The 17,584-nt window shown below is 73.7% G+C and carries 3 protein-coding genes; all 3 read right to left on the bottom strand.

Annotated elements, in window-relative coordinates; translation table 11 throughout:
• Window position 1: 1 nt before the first annotated feature.
• From ACR68M_RS31055 to ACR68M_RS31045, 3 genes are read right to left on the bottom strand one after another with little or no spacing between them, the layout of a single operon-like run.
• Window positions 2-7,666: an amino acid adenylation domain-containing protein gene (locus ACR68M_RS31055; RefSeq protein WP_441247473.1), complete on the bottom strand. Its 7,665-nt coding sequence runs from the start codon at window positions 7,664-7,666 to the stop codon at window positions 2-4.
• Between the two features lie 41 nt (window positions 7,667-7,707).
• Window positions 7,708-10,908 carry a non-ribosomal peptide synthetase gene (locus ACR68M_RS31050; protein WP_441247472.1) on the bottom strand — a complete coding sequence of 1,067 codons (3,201 nt, stop codon included), beginning with the start codon at window positions 10,906-10,908 and terminating at the stop codon, window positions 7,708-7,710.
• Window positions 10,905-17,411 carry an amino acid adenylation domain-containing protein gene (locus ACR68M_RS31045; protein WP_441247471.1) on the bottom strand — a complete coding sequence of 2,169 codons (6,507 nt, stop codon included), beginning with the start codon at window positions 17,409-17,411 and terminating at the stop codon, window positions 10,905-10,907. Before ACR68M_RS31045 ends, ACR68M_RS31050 begins: the two co-directional genes overlap by 4 nt.
• Window positions 17,412-17,584 lie beyond the last annotated feature (173 nt).

Below are 17,584 nucleotides of genomic sequence, written 5' to 3'. Positions count from 1 at the left end.
CTCAGCTGGTCAGTGCGCGGCGGTCGAGCTTGCCGCTCGGGCCGAGCGGCAGGGTGTCGCGCCAGACGAAGCCGCTCGGCACCATGTGGGCGGGCAGCCGCCCGGCCAGCAGGGTGCGCAGCTCGCCCTCGGTCTCCGGGCTCCGGCTGCCGGTCAGGTGGGCCACCAGCCGCTGGTCCTCGGCCCGGACCTGCTCCAGGACGACGGCCGCGGCGGTCACGGCGGAGTGCTCGGCGAGCACCGCCTCGATCTCGCCCAGCTCGACCCGGAAGCCGCGCAGCTTGATCTGGTCGTCCAGCCGGCCGAGGTACTCGACCACGCCGCCGTCGAGCATCCGGCAGCGGTCGCCGGTGCGGTAGAGCCGCGAACCGGCCGGACCGAACGGGGAGGCGGTGAAGCGTCCCGCCGTCAGCCCCGGGCGGCCCAGGTAGCCACGGGCCAGGCCGGCGCCGCCGATGTAGAGCTCACCGGGCACCCCGACCGGGCAGGGCCGCAGGCGGTCGTCCAGCACGTACAGCGCCAGGTTGGCGATCGGGCGGCCGATCGGCACGCTCGCGCCGTCGTGCTCCTGACGGCAGTCCCAGACGCTGACGTCGACGGCGGCCTCGGTCGGCCCGTAGAGGTTGAGCAGGTCGGCCGAGCTGACGGCGAGCAGCGCCCGCCGGGTCTCCGGCGGCAGCGCCTCGCCGCTGCACACCACCCGGCGCAGGCTGCGCAGTTGGTCGGCGCCGACGGCGGGCAGGAAGACCCGCAGCATCGACGGCACGAAGTGCACGGTGGTGACGGCCTCGCGCTCGATCAGGTCGGCGAGCCGGAAGGCGTCCCGGTGCACGCCTGGTTCGGCGAGCACCAGCACCGCACCGGCCGTCAGCGGCCAGAAGAACTCCCAGACCGACACGTCGAAGCTGGCGGCCGTCTTCTGGAGCACCCGGTCGTCGGCGCCGAGCGGGTCGTGTGCCTGCGCCCAGCGCAGCCGGTTGACGATCGCCCGGTGCGACACGGCGACGCCCTTGGGCTGCCCGGTCGACCCGGAGGTGTAGATGACGTACGCGGTGTTGTCCGGCTGCGCGGGCGCCGGTGCAGTGTCCGACCCGGTGACCAGGGCGGTCAGCTCGTCGAGCACCACGGGCAGGCCCGGGACGTCGGCCAGTGGCGCCGCGCCGGGGCCGGTGAGCAGCAGCTGCGCGCCGCTGTCGGCGAGCATGTACGAGAGCCGGGCGGCGGGGTAGTCCGGGTCGAGCGGCAGGTAGGCCGCGCCCGCGTGGAGCACGCCCAGCAGCGCGACGACCAGCTCGGGCGAGCGCTCGGCGCAGATGCCGACCACCGTCTCGGGCCCGGCGCCGCGCTCGCGCAGCCGCGCGCCCAGGGCTGCCGCCATGGTGTCCAACTCGCGGTAACTGAAGTGCTGTTCGCCGAAGGTGAGGGCCGTCCGGTCGGGCGTCGCGGCGGCCTGGCGGCGGATCAGCTCGGGCAGCGTCGCCGGGTCACCGAGGTCGGTGGCGGTGTCGTTCCAGCCGTGCACCAGGCTCTGCCGCTCGCTGTCGTCGAGCAGCTCCGGCAGGGTCAGCTCGACCCCGGGCGTCATAGCCTCCAGCAGGCGCCGCCAACGCGCCACCAGCCGCTTGGCGCTGCGCGGTTGGAACCGCTCGGCGTCGGCCAGCAGCGCGCCGCTCAGGCCCTGCTCGGTGCTGCGCACCCGCCAGACCACGTCCAGCCGGCCCTGCGGGGTGTCGAGATCGCCACCGCCGGGCGCGGCGGCCTCCGCCAGGTCGACGGCGACGGAGAGCAGCGGGTGCCGCCCGGCGCCCGACGCGGCCGTCGGCGCCGGGGCACCGGCCGTCCGGGCCGCCGCGAGGGCGGTCTCGGTGCGGCGGACGAGCGTCCCCAGATCCGGCGAGCCACCCGTGTCCACCCGGACCGGAAGGCAGTCGTCGGAGCCCGCCTCGCGCAGGCCGAGCACGATGTCCCGCTCGCCGGTCAGCCGGGCCAGCAGCGCGGCGACGGCTGCCAGCACCCCGGCGGCGGGCACCGGCCCCTCGGGGCGCCAGCCGAGCGCGGCGGCGGTCTCCGGGGCCAGCTTGAAGGGGCGCACCGTCGCGGCGCCGCCCGGGGCGCCCCCGGCGAAGGTGTCGGGGTGCAGCTCGGTCCGGGGCGCGGACGCCTCCGGCCCGGCGGTGGCCAGCTCGGCCAGCGTCGCCAGGACGGCGGTCGCCAGCCCGGCGGCGTGGTCGCGCAGGGGGGCGCCGAGGTCGGCCTCGACGGGCACCACCGTCGCCGCGACGCCTGCCGACTCCGGGTCGCTCGTGAAGAGCTGGGCCCGTGCGGTGGTGCGCAGCGCGCGCTCGGTGTCCGGGCCGTCGACCAGGCCGAGCAGGCCGACCTGCTCGCCGAGGGCGGTCAGCCGCTCGGCGATCCGGGTGGCGAGCAGGGCGCCGTACTCCCAGCCGAGCAGGTGGTACGGGCCCTCCGGGCGGACGCCGCGCAGCACCGCGACGCACTCCTCGGCCCGGCGGTCCAGCTGCGCCCGGAGGGCGTCGGCGGGCAGCGTCGGGTCGGGCCGCTCGGCCTTCAGCCCGTACAGCGGCGTGTCGGGGGCGAAGCGGCGCGCGAAGGCGTGGAAGGCGAGCACGTTCTCGCCGTTGGGGTGCAGGCAGAAGACCGGCGCGGCCTCGCCGCGCGGCTGGAGGGCCGCCGCCGGGGCGCGCCTGGTCCGGCCGCCGGCCGCCCGGACAGCCTGGGCGAAGGAGGCGACCGTCGGGTTGTCGAACAGCGCGGTGACGGGCAGCCGGACACCGTGCTCGGCATAGACCTTGCTGAGCAGGGTCATCGCCAGCAGCGAGTGCCCGCCGAGGTCGAAGAAGTTCTCACCCCGGGCGGCCTCGCGGCCGAGCAGCGCCGCCCAGATGTGCATCAGGGAGGCTTCGAGCTCGTCGGCGGGCGTGGTCTCGCGCGGCCCGGCGGGCACGGCGGCGGGCCGGGGCGCGACGGGTGCGGGGCGGCGGAGCTCCAGCACGCCGTCGGGGCTGATCCGGGCCGGGCGGCCGGTGCGGTGCAGCCGGGCGCCGGGGGTGTACGGGTCGGGGACGAAATCCCGGGCGGTGGCGGCGGGGTCGTCCCGGTAGCCGAGGGCGGCGAGCGGGCCGCCGACGTACAGCTCACCGGTGACGGTGGCCGGCACCGGGCCGAGCACGGCGTCCAGCACCTGGAGCCGGGTGCCGGGGGCGGTGCGGCCGAGCGCGAGCCACTCCGGGTCGGCGCTCTCGGCCAGGCCCTCGGCGATCGGGACGGGCAGGCCGGGGAGGACGAACGGGCCTTCCACGGGCGCGAGTTCGGTGGCACCGGCGAGACGGAGCAACTCGGCGAGCGGCTGCCCGGCCAGTGCGTCGGCCTCGACCAGCAGGCCGCGTTCGGGGCCCGCGTAGAGGGCGAGGCTGCCCGGCCCGACCGGGGTCGGGGTTACGTCTGCCGCTGTGTCTGCCGCTGTGTCTGCCGCTGTGTCTGTCCCTGTGCCGAGGCGCAGCACGGCGCCCGGCCAGGGCAGCGGCCCGTCCTGGTCGGTGACCAGCAGAGCGGGCGCGGCCCGCTCCAGGATCGCGGCCTGCCGGGCGAACGCACCCTCGGTGTCCCAGGGCACGTGGACGGCGCCGACGGCGAGCACCGCCGCTGCGACCGTCGCCGCGTGCAGTCCGTGCGCCGGGCCGGCCACCGCGTCCCCGGGCCGTACGCCGTGCTCGGTGAGCCGTGCGGCCAGGACCGTCACGGCGGCGGGCCGGGCGGTGCGGTCGGCGGTGCGGTCGAGCGCTGCGCCCTGCCCGGCGACGAGCTGGGCGAGCCGCTGCGGGCCGTCCAGCAGCGGGAGTTCGGCGAGGCGGGCGTCCGGGTCGGCGACGATCCCCGCCAGCAGGGTGAGGAAGTCGGCGGAGAGCCGCTCCATCATCGGCTGGTCGAAGAGGTCGAGGCTGTACTCGAAGGAGGCCTCAAGCTCCTGGTGGGTGTCGATCTCCACCACGGCGAGGCTGAGGTCCCACTTGGCGGTGCCAGGCGGCAGGCCGCCGAAGAGCTGCGGGCGGTCGGTGCGGTAGGTCAGGCCGGGGCTCAGGTCGGCCGTGTGGTCCTCGATCGTCTGGTGGATGTACGAGACCTGGAAGATCGGATGCCGGGCCGGGTCGCGGACGGGCTGGAGGTCGGCGACGAGCATCGCGAACGGCAGGTCGTCGTGGTCGAGCCCGTCGATCACCGTCCGCCGCACCAGGGCGAGCGCCTCACGGAAGGTCAGGTCGCCGGTCAGCTTCGTCCGCAGCGGGACGGCGTTGTTGAAGTACCCGATCAGATGGAGGACATCGGGGTGGGAGCGCCCGGCAGTGGTGGTGGCGACGGTGACGTCGCCCTCGCCGCTGTAGCGCATCAGCAGGGTCTTGAGCGCCGCCAGCATGGTCATGAAGAGGGAGCCGCGCTGGGCCGAGCTGAGCTGCTTGAGGCCCCGCATGGTCTCCGACGGGATGACGAAGCGGTACGAGTCGCCGAGCCCGCTCAGCCGCTCCGGCCGGGGGCGGACGGTGGGCAGCGCGGACGGCGTCACACCGGACAGCGCGGAGCGCCAGTAGCGGAGCAGCTGCTCGCGGCGCTCACCCGCCAGCCGGTCGCGCTGCCAGGCGGCGAAGTCCAGGTAGCTGATCGGGAGTTCGGGCAGCTCGGGGGCGCGCTGCTGGAGCTCGGCGGAGTAGAACTCCCAGAGGTCGCGGTCGAGCACGGCCGGAGTCCAGCCGTCGTAGACGCTGTGGTGCGCGACGAGCAGCAGGGTGTGGTCGTCCTCGGCCAGCTTGACCAGCAGCTTGCGGTAGAGCGGGCCGGTGCCGAGCACCATCGGCGCGGCGGCGGCGGCCCGCAGCCGGGTCGCGGCGGCGGCCATCCGCTGCTCCTCGTCGGCGATGCCGGAGAGGTCGACGACCTCCAACCCCTCCTCGTCGACCGGGCGCAGGACGACGAACGGCTCGCCGTCGCGCTCGACGTAGGTGGTGCGCAGCACCGCGTGCCGGCGCTCGAAGGCGGCCAGCGCCCTGCGCAGCGCGGGGACGTCGACGGGGCCACGCAGCTGCATGTCGTGCGGCACGTTGTAGATCGCCACGTCGGGGTTGAGCTGCTCCAGGAACCAGAGCGCCTCCTGCCCGTGGCTCGGCAGGTAGGTGGTGTTCTCCGCGACGTGGGCTATGCCGTCGGCGGCCCGGCCGTCCGGCTTCGCCTGCGCGCGGACGAGCGCGGCGAGCGCCGAGACGGTGCTGTGCTCGTACAGCACCGGGAGGGTGAGCCGCAGCCCGTAGCGGCGGTTCAGCCGGTCGAGCACGGAGAGGCCGAGGATGGAGTTGCCACCGAGGTCGAAGTAGTCGGAGTCGGCGTCGATGCCGTCGATCCGCAGCACCCCGCCGAAGACGGCGGCGACCTCCTCCTCGATGTCGCCACCCGTGAGCGGGGCCGGTTCGGCGGCCTGCCGGGCACCGGATGCTCCGGGGGTGGCCGGGCGGACGTCGGGCCAGCAGCGGGTCGGCTCGAAGGAGTAGCCGGGCAGCTCGATCCGGCGGTGTCCGAGGCCCGCGTAGCGGCGGTCCCAGTCGACGGTCACACCGGCGCGGTAGAGGGCGGCCAACTGCTGGGGCAGCGTGGCCGGTTCGGCGGCGTGCCACTCGGTGTACTCGTGCGGCGCGGTCAGCGCGCGGAAGGCCGGGTCGACCTCGCCGAGCACGAGGAAGGCCGAGGGCTCGGCCTCCGCCAGGCGGTCAACGACCGCGCGGGTCCGGGCGGCCAGGTCGGCTCCGGCCTCGGCGACGGGCTGAGCCCAGGCAGCGGCGAGCGGCAGTTCGCCGCGCAGCGCGCGGGCGACGGCGCGGCCCCGGCCGGTGCCGAGCACCACGGCCGCGTCCAGGCCCTGGGCGCGCAGGAGTTCGACCAGCGCGTACTGGTGCCGGGGGGCTGCGGGCACCTCGGCGCCGACCCGCTCCCAGGCGGCGGCGTAGGCGGGGTGGGCCGCGGCCCAGGCGTCGGTGTCCGCCGTGGTGGCGCCCGGATCGCCCAGTACCAGCACCAGGCGGCGTGCGGCGGCCTCCGGCCCCGCGCCCTTCTCCAGGGCTTCGCCGAGCTCCCGCAGGCCCTCGCGCAGGCCGTCCAGGCCGGCGACGGGGAAGGCGGCGCGGTGCGGGTGGTCGTCACGACCGGCGTTGAGCACGAACAGCGCGTCGGGCAGCTGCTCCCCGTCCAGGCCGGGCAGCCACTCCTCCAGGGTCCGCACCTGGCGCAGCAGCGCGGCGGGGGACTTGGCGGAGAGCGTGGCGATCTCGTACGGCTGCGCGACCGGCCGGGCCGGGGGCGCGGCGGGCGCCTCCTCGACGACGGCGTGCGCGTTGGTGCCGATCAGGGTGAAGGAGCTGACGCCCGCGACGCGCGGCTGCCCGTCGGCGGTCTCCCACGGGGTGGACTCGGTGTTGACGTACACCGGCTCGCCGTGGGCGGCGAGTTGCGGGTTCGGCTGCTCGAAGTTGATCGACGGGTACACGGTGCGGTGGCGCAGCTCCAGCACGGCCTTGATCAGCCCGGCGATGCCCGCCGCGTTGCCGAGGTGGCCGAGGTTGGTCTTGATCGAGCCGATCGCGCAGGCGTGCCGCCCGGCGCCCGCAGCGACGAGTGCGCGCTGCGCCGCCTCGATCTCGATCATGTCGCCGAGGCGGGTGCCCGAGCCGTGCGCCTCCAGCACGCCGAGCCGCCCGAGGTCGACCCCGGCCTGCGCCCAGGCCTGCTCGATCACCTCCACCTGGGCGGTCAGGCCGGGGGCCGAGAAGCCGTTGGAGCGCGCGCCGTTGTGGTTGACGGCCAGGCCGCGCAGCACCGCGTGCACCGTGTCGCCGTCGGCCAGCGCGCGGTCGAGCCGCTTCAGCAGCAGCAGACCGCCGCCCTCGCCGGGCGAGGTGCCGGCCGCCGAGGCGTCGAAGGCCCGGCAGATGCCGTCGGTGGCCACCACCTCGGGGAAGGCGTCCGCACCGGACTGCTCGAACAGCACGGGGTACAGGCTGACGCCTCCGGCGAGCGCGAAGTCCAGGGTGCCCTTGGCCAGTTCACGGCAGGCGTAGTGCAGCGCGATCAGTGCGCTGGAGCAGCCGGTGTCGATCACGACGGCCGGGCCCTGGAGCCCGAGCAGGTAGGAGACCCGCCCGGCCAGCGCCGAGGGCGTGGTGCCGAGCATGGTGAGCAGGTCGGCGTCGCCGACCAGCTGGGTGTAGTCGGTGCGCGGGGCGCCGACGTACACGCCGCACGCACCGCCGCGCACCGCGGAGAGGCGGTAGCCGGCGTTCTCCACGGCGGCAGAGGCGAGTTGGAGCAGCAGCCGCTGGTGCGGGTCCATCGCCACCGCCTCGGCGGGGGTGATCCCGAAGAACTCGCGGTCGAACTCCTCGATCCCCGCGATCGCGGCCATCTTCGGGTACTGCCCGGCCGGGTCGAAGCCGGCGAGGGCGAGCCGCTCCTCGGGCATCTCGCCCACCGCGCCGACCCCGGCCGACAGCAGGTGGTGCAGCGCATCGACCGAATCGGCCTGCGGCATGCGGACGGCCATGCCGACGATGGCGATCGGGGTGAACGTCTCCTCGGTCGAGGACGGCGCTGGGGACTCGGGGGACGACATGCGAGGTGGCCCTCTCTTCGGTGGTGGACTGGCCCTGCGGCCTAGAGGTCGTACTCGGCGCCGGCTGCGGCGTTCACGCCCGCCGGAGCGGCCGGGCTGCGCCGGTCCAGCACGGCGCCGAGCTCCGCGCAGGTGGTGTACTCGAACAACTCCACGAGGGAGAGCGGGGTTTCGGGGAAGAGCTCCTTGAGCTTCTCCAGCAGACTGACGAGCAGCAGCGAGTTGCCGCCGACGTCGAAGAACTTGTCGTCGCGGCCGAGCTCCTCGACGCCCAGCAGTTGCTCCCAGGCGGCGAGCACCCGGGCCTCGCTCTCGGTGCGCGGCCGGTCCGCCGCCGCGCCGCCGCGCCCGCCGAACTGCGGTGCGGGCAGCGCCCGTCGGTCGACCTTGCCGTTGCCGTTGAGCGGAATCTCGTCCAGCCAGACCAGCGCGCCGGGGAACATGTACGAGGGCAGGGCCCCGGCCAGCAGCGCCCGCAGCTCCTCGTCCGGCACCGGCTCCCGATGCGGCACCAGATACCCGACCAGGGCCCGGCCGCCGGGCAGGTCGTCCCGGGCGATCACGGTCGCGGAGCGCACCGCCGGGTGCCGCAACAGCACGGTCTCGACCTCGCCGGTCTCGATCCGGTAGCCGCGCACCTTCACCTGGCCGTCGATACGGCTGATGAAGTCCAGTCTGCCGTCGGGCAGTCGGCGCACCAGGTCACCCGTGCGGTAGAGCCGGGCGCCGGGCGGGCCGAACGGGTCGGGCACGAATCGGTCCGCCGTCAGGCCGGGCTGTCCGACGTAGCCGCGGGCCACCCCCGGCCCGCCGAGCCAGAGTTCACCGGGGACACCGACGGGCACCAGGCTGAAGGTCTCGTCCATCACATGGGCCGTCGTGTCGGGCACGGGCAGCCCGATCGGCACCGACGAACGGGTCTCGTCCACCTCCAGCAGCACCTCGGCGGTGGCGAAGATCGTGCACTCCGTCGGGCCGTAACTGTTGATCAGCACCCCGCCCTCGGGCAGTTGCTCCAATGCCTTCCGGGCGTGGCTGGGCGAGAGCACGTCCCCGCCGGTGGTCACCCAGGGCACCGTCCCCAGCAGTTCGGGGAAGGTGTCGACGGCCAGCGCCAGCTGCGCGGACATCAGGATCAGCCGGTCGACCCGGTAGCGCTTCAACGCGTCGCCCAGCACGTCGGGGTAGGGCAGCGCGGGGTCGGGCAGGGCCAGCGTGCCGCCGTTCAGCAGCGTCGACCACAGCTCCCAGACCGAGCCGTCGAAGGAGAGCGGCGCGACCAGCAGGCAGACACCACCGTGCGCCAGATCGGGGTGGCTGGCCTCGTGCACCCGGTGCAGCACCGACCGGTGCGACACCCCGATGCCCTTGGGCGTGCCGGTGGAGCCGGAGGTGTAGATGACGTACATGAGGTTGTCGGCGACCGCCAGCGGCGGCAGGTCGGTGACCGGGTGGGCGGCGTCCTCCACACCGTCCAGCAGCACCGCCTGCGGGCCGCCCTCGTACCCGAGCCGGTCGGCGTAGCCGGAGACGGTGAGCACGATCGGCACCTCGGCGGCCCGCACCACCTGGCGCAGCCTGTCCTGCGGGTGGCTCGGCACCAGCGGCACGTACACCCCGCCGGCCTTAAGTACGGCCAGCACCGCGACGACCATCTCCGCCGAGGTCGGCAGCAGCACGCCGACCGGCCGCTCCGGGCCGGTGCCGAGTGCCCGCAGCCGGTGCGCCAGGCGGTTGGCCCGCTCGTTCAACTCCCGGTAGCTGATGGCCGATCCGTCCGGCGAGAGCACGGCCGGGGCGTCCGGGGTGGTGGCGGCCCAGTGCTCGACATAGGGGGCTGCGGTGGGGTGGGTGAGCTCGGCCGCACCGGGGCTGTTCCACAGCTCCAGGAGCTCGCGCCGCTCGCTCGCGGGGACGGCGTCGAGCGCGGAGAGCCTGGCCTCCGGCGCGCGGACGGCCGCCGCCGCGAGACTCACGTAGTGCTCGGCCATCCGGACGATGGCGGCCTCGTCGAAGAGTTCGGTGTCGTACTCCAGGATGCCGACCAGCTCGTCGCCTTCGTCCTGGATCGCCAGGCCCAGGTCGAACTTCGAGATGCCCAGGTAGAGATCGGTGTGGCTGAGCCTGGCGCCGGTCAGCTGCACGCCCTCGGTGAGCGAGCGGTCCAGCGAGAACGAGGTCTGGAAGAGCGGGTTGCGGCTCAGGTCCCGGGTCGGGCTGAGCCGCTCGACCAGCCAGGAGAACGGCAGCGCGGCGTGGTCGACGGTGTCGAGGAACTCGGCCTGCGCCCGGACGGCCAGCTCACGGAAGCTCGGGTCGTCGGCCGTCGGTACCCGGAACACCACCAGGTTGACGAACATCCCGACGATGTCCTGGAGTTCGGGAGTGCTGCGGGTGCTGACGGTGACCCCGACGCACACGTCGTCGGTCCGGGTGTACCTGCACATCAGCGCCTGGTGCACGGCCAGCAGCGTGGCGAACAGCGTCACCCGCTCGCGCCGGGCCAGCTCGCGCAGCTCGCCGCTCAACCCGGCGGGTATGACGAACCGGTGCACCTCACCCCGGTGGGCCTGCTGCGCCGCCCGCGGCCGGTCGGTGACCAGTTCGAGCACCGGCGCGTCGGCGAGCCGCTCGCGCCAGTACTCGACGTCCGTCGTGATCGCCGCCTCGGTGAGCTGCTCCATCTGCCACTGGGCGAAGTCGCCGTACTGGAGCTCCGGTTCGGGCAGCTCCACCTCGGTGCCCGCCAGCTCGGCGTTGTAGCAGGCCGCGAACTCCCGCAGCAGCACCGAGTACGAGGCGCCGTCCACCACGATGTGGTGCGCGGTGAGGACGAGCAGGTGCTCGCGCTCGTTCGCGGTGAGCACCCGGGCCCGGATCAGCGGGCCCCGCCCGAGATCGAACGGACGGCTCGCCTCGGCCCGAGCGCGGGCCTGCCACTCCTCGACCGGGACGTCGAGGGCCGCCCAGTCGACCGGCATCTCCTCGTCCTCGTCCGGGTCCGCGACGAGCTGCGTCAACTCGCCCTCGCGCCAGCTGAAGCAGGTCCGCAGGCTCTCGTGCCGGGCGACCAGCCGCTCGAAGGCCCGCCGGGCAGCAGCCCGGTCGAACTCCCCGTCCACCCGCAGCGCGCACGGCACCGCGTACGAGGCGGCATGGCCGCCGAACTGGTCGATCACCCACAGGGCGTGCTGGGCGGGCGAGGCCGGCAGTTCCACGAACTGCCTCACCGAGTCGATCATTCCACTCCTCCCGAGCGGGCAGCAGGTGTAGTTCCGTCCGACGGCCTGCGGACGGTGCGCCGCTCCCGGGCCACCCGGACCGGGGCCTGGGTCTTCTGCACGGCCGACGGATGCTGCGGGGCCTTCGCCAGGCGCGCCGCGAGCTCCCGGATGGTGCGCGCCTCGAAGACGTCCCGCACCGCGAGCGCCCCCAGCCCGCGTGCCTCGATCTCGGCGATCAGCCGGATCGCGAGCAGGGAGTGGCCGCCGAGGTCGAAGAAGCTGTCGTCGACACCGACTTCCGGCAGCGCCAGGATCTCGGCGAAGAGCCCGCAGAGCGTCTCCTCGACCGCCGTCCCCGGCCGGCTGCGACCGCCGCCCGCCCGGCCGTAGTCGGGCGCGGGCAGCGCCCGCCGGTCGAGCTTGCCGTTGACGGTGAGCGGCAGCGACTCCAGTGCCACGAAGGCGCTCGGCACCATGTGCTCGGGCAGGCGCGCGCCCAACCACTTCCTGAGCGCCGCCAGTTCGGCGGCCACTTGGTCGCCGACCACGTAGGCGACCAGTCTGCGGTCGCCGGGCTGGTCCTCACGCACCAGGACGGCCGCCTGGGCCACCCCGGACGCACTCGTCAACGCGCTCTCGATCTCGCCGAGTTCGATCCGGAACCCCCGGATCTTGACCTGGTCGTCGGCCCGGCCCTGGTAGCTGACCCTGCCGTCGCCGGTCCAGCGGACGACGTCGCCGGTGCGGTACATCCGCTCGCCGGGGGAGCCGTACGGGTTGGCGGTGAAGCGGGCGGCGGTGAGCGCCGTGCGGCCACGGTAGCCGCGCGCCAGGCCGGGCCCGGCGACGTACAACTCCCCTGTCACGCCGGGCGGTACGGGCCTCAGGTACTCGTCCAGCACCAGCAGCGAGGTGCCGGGCACCGGCCCGCCGATCGCCACCTCCTCGCCCGGCCGTAGCGGGCCCGCCGCCGCGTACACGGTCGTCTCGGTCGGCCCGTAGAAGTTCACCAGGCGGTGCTCGGCGGACCACTGGGCCACCACCGACTCCGGACACGCCTCCCCGCCGGTGGAGACCACGGCGCCCGGCGGCAGCACGGCGGGCGACCAGGCCGCCAGGAACGACGGCGTCGCGATCAGGTGCGTCACCCCCGCGACCAGCGGTGAGCCCGCCCGTGCGGTCAGCAGCTCCTCCGGCCGTCGGACCACCAGTGTGCCGCCGGACAGCAGCGCCATCACCACCTCGGCCACCGACATGTCGAAGCCGATCGAGGCGAGTTGCAGCACCCGGCTGCCCACGTCGATACCGAGGTGCTCGTCGTGCGCCACCACCATCCGGGTCAGGCCCGTGTGCGGGACGGCGGTGCCCTTGGGCGTGCCGGTGGAGCCGGAGGTGTAGATCAGGTAGCAGGTGTTGCTGTGGTGGGCGCGGTCGGGCGGGGTGTCGGGCCGGCCGCTGAGGTCGAGCCGGGCGGGGTCGGTGCCGACCAGGTCGGTGGTGTCGTCGACGAGGGTCAGCAGCGGCACCGTGTCGGCGAGCATGAACGCCTTGCGGGCGGAGGGGTAGGCCGGGTCGACCGGGAAGTAGACGCCGCCCGCTTTCACCACGGCGAGCAGGGCGATGACCAGTCCGGTGCCGCGAGCCATCGACACCGCGACCGGTATCTCAGGGCCGACGCCGCACGCGACGAGGTGATGGGCTAGGCGGTTGGCGCGGGCGTCGAGCTGCGCGTAGGTCAGGCCCTCGCCGTCGTGTTCAACCGCCGCCGAGTCGGGATGGCGGGCCACCTCCTCGGCGAAGAGCGCGCCGAAGGTCGCCGGTTCGACGTGGGGGCTGCTGCTCCAGGCACCGAGGATCTGCCGCCGCTCCTCGCCCGAGAGGATCTCCAGCTCGCTCAGCCGCACCTGCGCCGAGGCGCCGACCTGGGCGAGGACCCGCACCAGGCGCTCGCCCAGCAACTGGACCGTCGGGGCGTCGAACAGGTCGTCCGCATACCCGATCAGCAGCCGCAGGCCCTGCTCGGGGTGCTCGACGAACTCCAGGTCCAGGTCGAACTTCGCCGCCCCGAGCACCGCCCTGACGGGCTCGCACTCCGCACCCGGCAGCGCCAGGGCCGGCTCGGCACCGGACTGCCAGGCCAGCGCCACCTGGAAGAGGGGGTGGCGGGCGAGCGAGCGGGTGGGATGCAGCTCCTCCACCAGCCGGTCGAAGGGCAGCGCCTGATGCTCGAACGCCGCCAGATCCGTCGCACGGACCCTCCCCAGCAACTCGGCGAACACCGGATCGCCGCCGGTGTCCGTCCGCAGCACCAGAGTGTTGACGAAGAACCCGACGAGATCCGTGAGGGCCTCGTCGTCGCGGCCCGCCACGACCGTGCCCAGGGGGATGTCCGTGCCCGCGCCGAGACGGGTCAGCAGGGCAGCCACTGCGGCCTGCGCGACCATGAACGACGTCACGTCGTGCGTGCGGGCCAGCTCGCGCAGGCCCTCGGCCGTGGCGGTGTCGACCGGGATGTCCACCCGGCCACCCCGGTAGGACGCCTGCGCCGGGCGCGGCCGGTCGGCCGGGAGTACCAGCTCCTCCGGAGCCCCCGCCAGAGCACGTCGCCAGTACGCCAACTCCACGTCGGTGTCCTGGTCCTGCTGCCACAGGGCGTAGTCGGCGTACTGCACCGGGAGCGGCTCCCAGACCGGCGCGGTGCCGTCGAGGCGGGCCGCGTACGCAGCCGACAGGTCGGCCATGAACGGGCCCATCGACCAGCCGTCGGTCGCGATGTGGTGCACCACCAGCACCAGCACGTCCCCGACCACCTCCACCCGCACCGGCAACTCCGCTGCCAGATCGAAGAGATGACCGCACGCGGCGGCGACGCTCGCGCCCTCGAAGACCGGCAGCGGCCCCGCCGGACGGACCAGCTGCACCGGCTCGCCGTCCAGCTCCGCGAACACCGTCCGCAGCACCTCGTGCCGGCCCACCACATCACCCAGCGCCGCCGACAGCACCTCACGGTCCAATACACCCCGTACCCGCAACACCACCGGCACGTTGTACGTCACACTCGGCCCGTCCAGCCGGAACATGAACCACAACCGCCGCTGCGCCGCCGACAACGGCACGACGGCCGGACGCGGCAGCACCGCCACCACACCCGCGCGCACACCCGTCGAACTCTCCCCCGCCAGCGCCACCAGCCGGGCCACCGTCGGCGCCTCGAACACCGACCGGACACCCAGCTCCACGCCCAGGGTGACCCGGATGCGGTTCACCAGACGCGTGGCGAGCAACGAGTGGCCACCCAGCTCGAAGAAGCTGTCGTCGATACCCATCTCGGGCAGACCGAGCACCTCCGCAAACAGCCCGCACAGCACGCTCTCCCGGGCGTCACGCGGCCCCCGCCCGGTCGAGACGGCCGCATAGTCCGGCGCGGGCAGAGCCTCCCGGTCCAGCTTCCCGTTGATCGTCAGGGGCAGCTCGTCCAGCGCCAACAGCGCCGAGGGCACCATGTATTCGGGGAGGCGATCGGCGAGGTGCGCCTTGACCACGGCCAGGTCCAGCTGCTCCGGCTGCTCCATCGGGACGAGGTAGCCGACCAGGCGCTTGTCACCAGGACGGTCCTCCCGGACGATGACCGCCGCCTGACCGACACCCGGGACGGCCGCCAACACGGCCTCCACCTCTCCGAGTTCGATCCGGAAGCCACGGATCTTGACCTGGCCGTCACCACGCCCCGCGAAGAGCAGCTCCCCGCCCGGCGTCCAGCGGACCGTGTCACCGGTGCGGTACATCCGCTCTCCCGGACCACCGTACGGATCGGCGACAAACCGCTCCGCCGTCAACCCCGCCCGGCCGACATACCCCCGCGCAAGACCCGACCCGGAGATGTACAACTCCCCCGCCACACCAGGCGCAACAGGCCGCAACCACTCGTCCAGGACCAGCAGCCGCGTCCCCTCCATCGCACCGCCGAGCGGCACCAGCGCACCCAGCTCGTCACCCGCCCGCCAACCGCGCTCCGTCACACACAGCGTCGCCTCCGTCGGCCCGTACGTCGTCCGCACAATCGCCGACGGCGCAGCCTCGAGCACCCGAGCCACCGCATGCGCGGAGATCACATCACCGCCCGTCGTCACCTCCACCAGATGAGCGAACGCCCCCGGATCATCCTCCGCGATCACCCGGAACAGACCCGCCGTCACACTCAGATGAGTCACCGACCGGAGCCCGCGCAGCACACCCGCATCCAGCTCACCAGCAGGCGCCACGACAACCCGCCCACCGGAGAGCAGCGCCGCCCAGATCTCGTACGTCGACCCGTCGAATGCATGCGGCGCATGGAAGAGGACAGAGCAGCCCGGACCGACGCCCCAACTGGCGTCCTGTGCAAGGTCGATCACGCCCTGGTGGGTGACCCCGATACCCTTCGGCTCACCCGTCGACCCCGACGTGAACATCACATACGCCAACTCGGCAGGATCGACCACCGGCCACTCGGCGGGCTCGCCCACAGCCTTCGCCGACACCACCCGCCGACCGTTCAGCACCTCGTGCCCGGCCCACGTCTCGTCAGCGACCACCAGCCCGGCGTCACCGAGCACCGCCGCCATCCGCGCCACCGGATAGCGCGTGTGCACCGGCAGATACGCACCACCCGCACGCAACACCGCCAGCAACGCCACCACCAGATCGGCAGAGCGCTCCATCAGCACCGGCACCACCGAACCACGCCGCACCCCAGCCGCCACCAACGCACCCGCCAGAGCATCAACCCGCTCCGACAACTCCCGGTAGCTCAGAGACAGTTCACCCGCCGAAACCGCCACCGCGCCCGGCGCCTCAACCACCCGCGCATCGAACACCGACAGCAGACCACCGAGCGCAGCAGGCACCACCGAACCACACCCCTGCGCCACCAACTCCGCACACTCCTCCGCCGACACCACCTCCAGCTCGGAGAGCCGCAGCCCGGCCGACAGCTGACCCAGCACCCGCACCAGCCGCTCACCCAACAGCACCGCCGTACCACGATCGAACAGATCGTCCGCGTAGCCGAGCAGCACCCGCAGCTCACCGTCCGGCCGCTCGACGAAACTGAACTCCAGGTCGAACTTGGAGACATCGAGCTTCATCTCGCCCAGCGAGGTCTCCGCGCCGGCGAACTCGGGCACGGCATCCGGGGGCTGCCAGGCCACCACCGTCTGCACCAGCGGGTGGCGGGCCAGCGACCGGGTCGGCTGAAGGTCCTCGACCAGCCGGTCGAAAGGGAGGTCCTGGTGCTCGAACGCTGCAAGATCGGTGGCCCGCACCCGCGCCAGCAGCTCCCCGATCGTCGGGTCACCAGCGGTGTCCGTCCGCAGCACCACGGTGTTGACGAAGAAGCCCACCAGCTCGGACAGCGCCTCGTCACCACGACCGGCCACCACCGTCCCGAGCGGCAGATCCGTCCCCGCACCCAACCGGGTCAGCAGGGCCGCAACCGCCGCCTGCCCCACCATGAACGGCGTCACGTCACACGCCCGTGCCAGCTCCCGGAGCCCGCCGAACACCTGGCCCGCCACCGGCAGTTCGATCCGGCCACCCCGGTAGGACGCCCGCAACGGACGCGGCCGGTCCACCGGCAACGGCAACTCCTCCGGCAGACCGGCCAGCGCGCCACGCCAGTAGGTCAGATGGGCGTCGGTCTCCTCCGTCCGGGCGAGCTGCCAGAGCGCGTAGTCGGCGTACTGCACCGGCAGCGGCTCCCACACCGGCGCACTGCCGCCCAGCCGGGCCGCGTACGCAGCCGACAGGTCGGCCGCGAGCGGAGCCATCGACCAGCCGTCAGTAGCAATGTGGTGCATCACCACGACCAGGGTCGCGTCCAGCTCACTGGCCCGGATCAGCTCCACATGGACCGGCAACTCGATTGCCAGGTCAAAGACATGGGCGCAGGCTGCGGCGACGGCCGACCCGAGGGCGTCGCTCCAGGAGACCGCGACCGGCACCAGGGCCGAGGCAGCGGGGACGATCCGCTGCACCGGTTCGCCGTCCAGCTCCACGAAGACCGTGCGCAGCGCCTCGTGCCGCCCGACCACGTCGCCGAGCGCCGCCGTCAGCGCGCCGACGTCCAGCGCGCCGCGCACCTGCACCACCACAGGCACGTTGTAGGTCGCGCTCGGGCCCTCCAGCCGGTGCAGGAACCAGAGTCGGCGCTGCGCCGAGGAGAGCGGCAGCCGCTCCGGGCGCGGCCGGACCGCGACCACGGCCGTGCGTGAGGTGTCCGCGGCGCCTAGTGCGGCGGCCAGTTCGGCCGGGGTCGGGGCCTGGAAGACGGCCAGGGCCGTTGCTTCGATCCCCAGCTCCGCCCGGATCCGGTTCGCCAGCCTGGTCGCCAGCAGCGAGTCCCCGCCGAAGTCGAAGAAGCTGTCATCGCCTTCGATGCCCGGTACGCCGAGGATCTCACCGAACATTTCGCACAGCGCCTGTTCCAGTGCGGGACTCGCAGCGCCGCCGACCGGGGCGGAGTCTTCCGGGATCGCACGCACAGAAAGGACCTCCCCATGGGTCACTGCGAGATTCACTGGATCGCTGCGGAATACCGGATGTGCCGTGCGGGATACGGCAGTCGGCGCTCTCCGACCCTATGAACCGCCCGTCCCGGGTGTCCACGGCCGCCGGGCAGGCTGTCAGCAAGGTGACAGAGTCCCCGCCCCGGCCG

This window comes from Kitasatospora sp. McL0602 (assembly GCF_052076145.1).
Taxonomy (GTDB): Bacteria; Actinomycetota; Actinomycetes; order Streptomycetales; family Streptomycetaceae; genus Kitasatospora.
The sequence above is the reverse complement of the archived record's forward strand: the minus strand, read 5'-3'. Positions and strand labels throughout refer to the sequence as shown.